Here is a 3,042-nt window from a genome sequence, read left to right as displayed (position 1 = left end):
TTGCAGTTCAATTGATATACAACAAAGTATGAGCAAGGCTGGATGTCCATATGATAATGCACCCATGGAACGATATTTTAATACCTTGAAAAATGAATTAATATATCATCACTATTATCATAATGATGGAGAGCTTAATGAATCTGTAAATTATTTTTCATATGTTTGGTATAACCATGTAAGACCGCATTCATTTAATGAAGGATTGACACCCTTTGAAGCTAGGTATAAAAGTTTTAAATATTAGGTCAAGGTGTTACAAAAAAGCTTGACCACTGCATGTCTGCCTCACCCAGTACCCACGGTTCATAAAATGTTCCTATGAAAATGCACCTAATGACCTCCTTTTTTTATATTTTTAAGAACAATATTCAATCTCTTTGACTATTATAAATATTATAGCATTATTTTATGTGAGGTATATAAATTGAACGGTACCGTGAAAATAGATGTTTTTGGAGTGGCAAGAGACCCCCAGACAAAGCTTAATTCACTGGCTTTAAAAAAATACTTCAGCCTGGTCAACTATCTTGAAGGCAGCGATGTTATAAACAATGTTGATTTGCATTTTATAGATACAACTGAAACGGATATGAACAATTACCCGGCGGTAAAAAACGCCATACAACAGGGACGCCCTTTGCCCATAACCGCTGTGGACGGAGTAGTTGAGTATTACGGCGACATCCCTTACGAAACCATCTACCAGCACGTTAAACGCCACCTGGTTTTAGCCGACAAACCCCGCCATTACCAACTCTACCGCTTTTAAGGAGGAGGGACAGTTCAGTCACTCAACTCATCGGCCAGGCATGTGAGGCATGGAGGAGGGGACAGTTCAGTTGCCTATGCATTCTCGTTATGGTAAGATATTCCTTGAAACAAGCTAGCCCCCGAGGCTGAAGGAAGGGAATGCTTTTGAAAAGGAAATTATTTTGCGAATTAAGTCCATTAACATATAAAATATCGGTTTTAAAAGGGATTTGGGTAAGGAAATTAAAATGGTTTATCAACAGAAAAAAGTATGCGTGGGAGTTTTCAACTAAGCCGCTGAACTTTGCAATATGCAGGCATAAATCTCTGATAAGACGGCGATTGGGCAATATGGACATGACTTTGCAGGAAAACAAGGCGGTAAATTTATCAATAGCTGCGCCAAAGGTAAACGGCATTATAATAAGACCCGGGAAGATATTTTCATTTTGGAAGCTGGTAGGCAGCTGCACTGCAAAAAAAGGTTATTTAGACGGGCTCATACTTAGAGTGGGAGAACTGCAAAGCGGCATTGGAGGCGGCATGTGCCAGTTCACCAACCTCATACATTGGATGATACTCCATAGTCCGCTTAATATAATAGAGCATCACCACCATAATAACGTGGACATTTTCCCCGACTATGGAAGGCAGATACCCTTCGGAACAGGCACATCAATTATGTACAACTATCTGGACTATCAGTTTATCAATAAAACCGATCAGACATTTCAATTATTGGTTATGGCCGACGACAATTATCTGATTGGTGAATTAAGAAGTGACAGAGAATTGGATGTAGCATATCACATTAAAGAAGAAAATCATCATTTCAGCCTTGAAAATGGCAAATATTACAGGAACAACGAAATTTACAGAGAAATTATAAGTAAAAAAACAGGTGATATAATAGACAAGCAGCTCCTTATAAAGAACCACTCCAGGGTTTTATATGACATGGCCAACATAGTGTGATCAGCTTATCTTTCTATCAACGAAATCCGTGATTATATTCTTATACTCAGACTTTTTTCTCAAAAGTTCAATGCCCCTGGCACACAGCTTGGCGGCATGGGACTGACTTATGTTGCCCATAAATGAGCAGATATCCTTCTGCGTCATATCGCACACGCTCCTTAAAAGCAGCGCCGACAGAGACTTAGACTCCATGTTTGTTCTGGTATATTTAACGATAATATTTGAATCATAATCTTTGATGTAGTGCTTAACAAAGTCCACTACTTCAGGAGGAGTAAAGCTTCGGATTATTACCCTTCTTTCGCTTCTGTAATCAGCTTTTTCATCCATAAACTCCATATCGGCGGCAATCTCGATCACCTTCTCGCTGGTATTATGCGTGCAAATGTACTCCCAATAAAGCTTCTTAGCCTTAGATAAATTCCTTGAAAACATGTTCAGTATAAAGCCCCTGTTCAAAATGGCAAACCTGTCTCTCATGCTGCCTAAATACATGCCTAAGCTGGAATATTTGTACTTTTCAATTTTATTTGTAAAATTGATGACATCCTTGGGATTGCAGTGTATGTAAGCCGAAAGGGCAATAAGGTAGCGCTCATCGGTTATGATCTTGCTCTTGAATCTGTCCTGAAAGAGGTGGCCACGCCTGTTGTACTTTAAGTTGAAATATTGAGCATAGCTTTGGTTGATGCCGTGCATAATACGGGAAATGTCCGCACCCTGGGCATCAATTATCAGGTGAGCGTGATTATCCATCAAACAGTAGCCATAAACCCTGAACAGATAGGCTTCCTGATACTTTTTAACAAGTCTTAAGAACTTATCTTTATCTGCATCGTTTTTGAAAAGAAGGGGGGTATCGCTGATACTGCGCACCATAATGTGGTACATGCATTCCGGACCTTTTTCTCTCGCATGCCTTGGCATCACTAAGACCACCTTTTTATAAACTGGATAGTCTTAGTCTAACCAAAAGTGACAAATTTATGCAGGATAAGGTGTATAACTGAACTGTCCCCTCTCCCCCTCACCGACCCAAAGACTTCAACAGAACAGGATAGTGCAAAAAGAAGAAGATAAGTCAAAGGAAATAAGGCAAAAAAAGCAGTAATTGTATACTATCAAAATCTGTAAAACTGCAGCTTTTGAAATAAGGATGAAGGGAAGTATACGTTATGGACTTAAAGTTGCTGACTCAGGCAGTGGGAGATCTTGACGAGGAAAAGGTATTGGAGATGCTTAAAGACTTTACGGCAGCAGGGCCAACTGAAGAAGAGGCTCAGGCGGTAGTAGCTGCCTGCCAGCAGGGAA

4 protein-coding genes are annotated in these 3,042 nt (G+C 39.8%); 3 read left to right on the top strand and 1 reads right to left on the bottom strand.

Translation table 11 applies throughout. The annotated features are described in order from the left end of the window. From OXPF_RS12805 to OXPF_RS12795, 3 genes are all read left to right on the top strand, one after another. On the top strand, positions 1–247 hold a 247-nt coding region (locus OXPF_RS12805; RefSeq protein ID WP_152967761.1), incomplete at its 5' end, for an integrase core domain-containing protein. 180 nt (positions 248–427) lie between these two features. Next, on the top strand, positions 428–772 hold the full coding sequence (locus tag OXPF_RS12800; RefSeq protein WP_054875619.1) for a hypothetical protein: 345 nt from the start codon (positions 428–430) through the stop codon (positions 770–772). Positions 773–918: 146 nt separating this feature from the next. Further along, entirely contained in the window at positions 919–1,728 is an 810-nt protein-coding gene (locus OXPF_RS12795; RefSeq protein ID WP_054875621.1) for a VanW family protein, read from the top strand. On the opposite strand, the gene OXPF_RS12790 is transcribed toward OXPF_RS12795, so the two are convergent. Beyond that, positions 1,729–2,658 carry a transposase gene (locus OXPF_RS12790; protein ID WP_054875618.1) on the bottom strand — a complete coding sequence of 310 codons (930 nt, stop codon included), beginning with the start codon at positions 2,656–2,658 and terminating at the stop codon, positions 1,729–1,731. It abuts the gene before it with no gap. Positions 2,659–3,042 lie beyond the last annotated feature (384 nt).

Origin of the sequence: Oxobacter pfennigii (genome assembly GCF_001317355.1) — a bacterium.
Classification (GTDB): Bacteria; Bacillota; Clostridia; order Clostridiales; family Oxobacteraceae; genus Oxobacter; species Oxobacter pfennigii.
This window is presented reverse-complemented; position numbering and strand designations above follow the sequence as displayed.

Coding starts and splice junctions, on each gene's coding strand:
- OXPF_RS12790 (WP_054875618.1), bottom strand. CDS start 2,658: ATGCCAAGGCATGCGAGAGAAAAAGGTCCGGAATGCATGTACCACATT.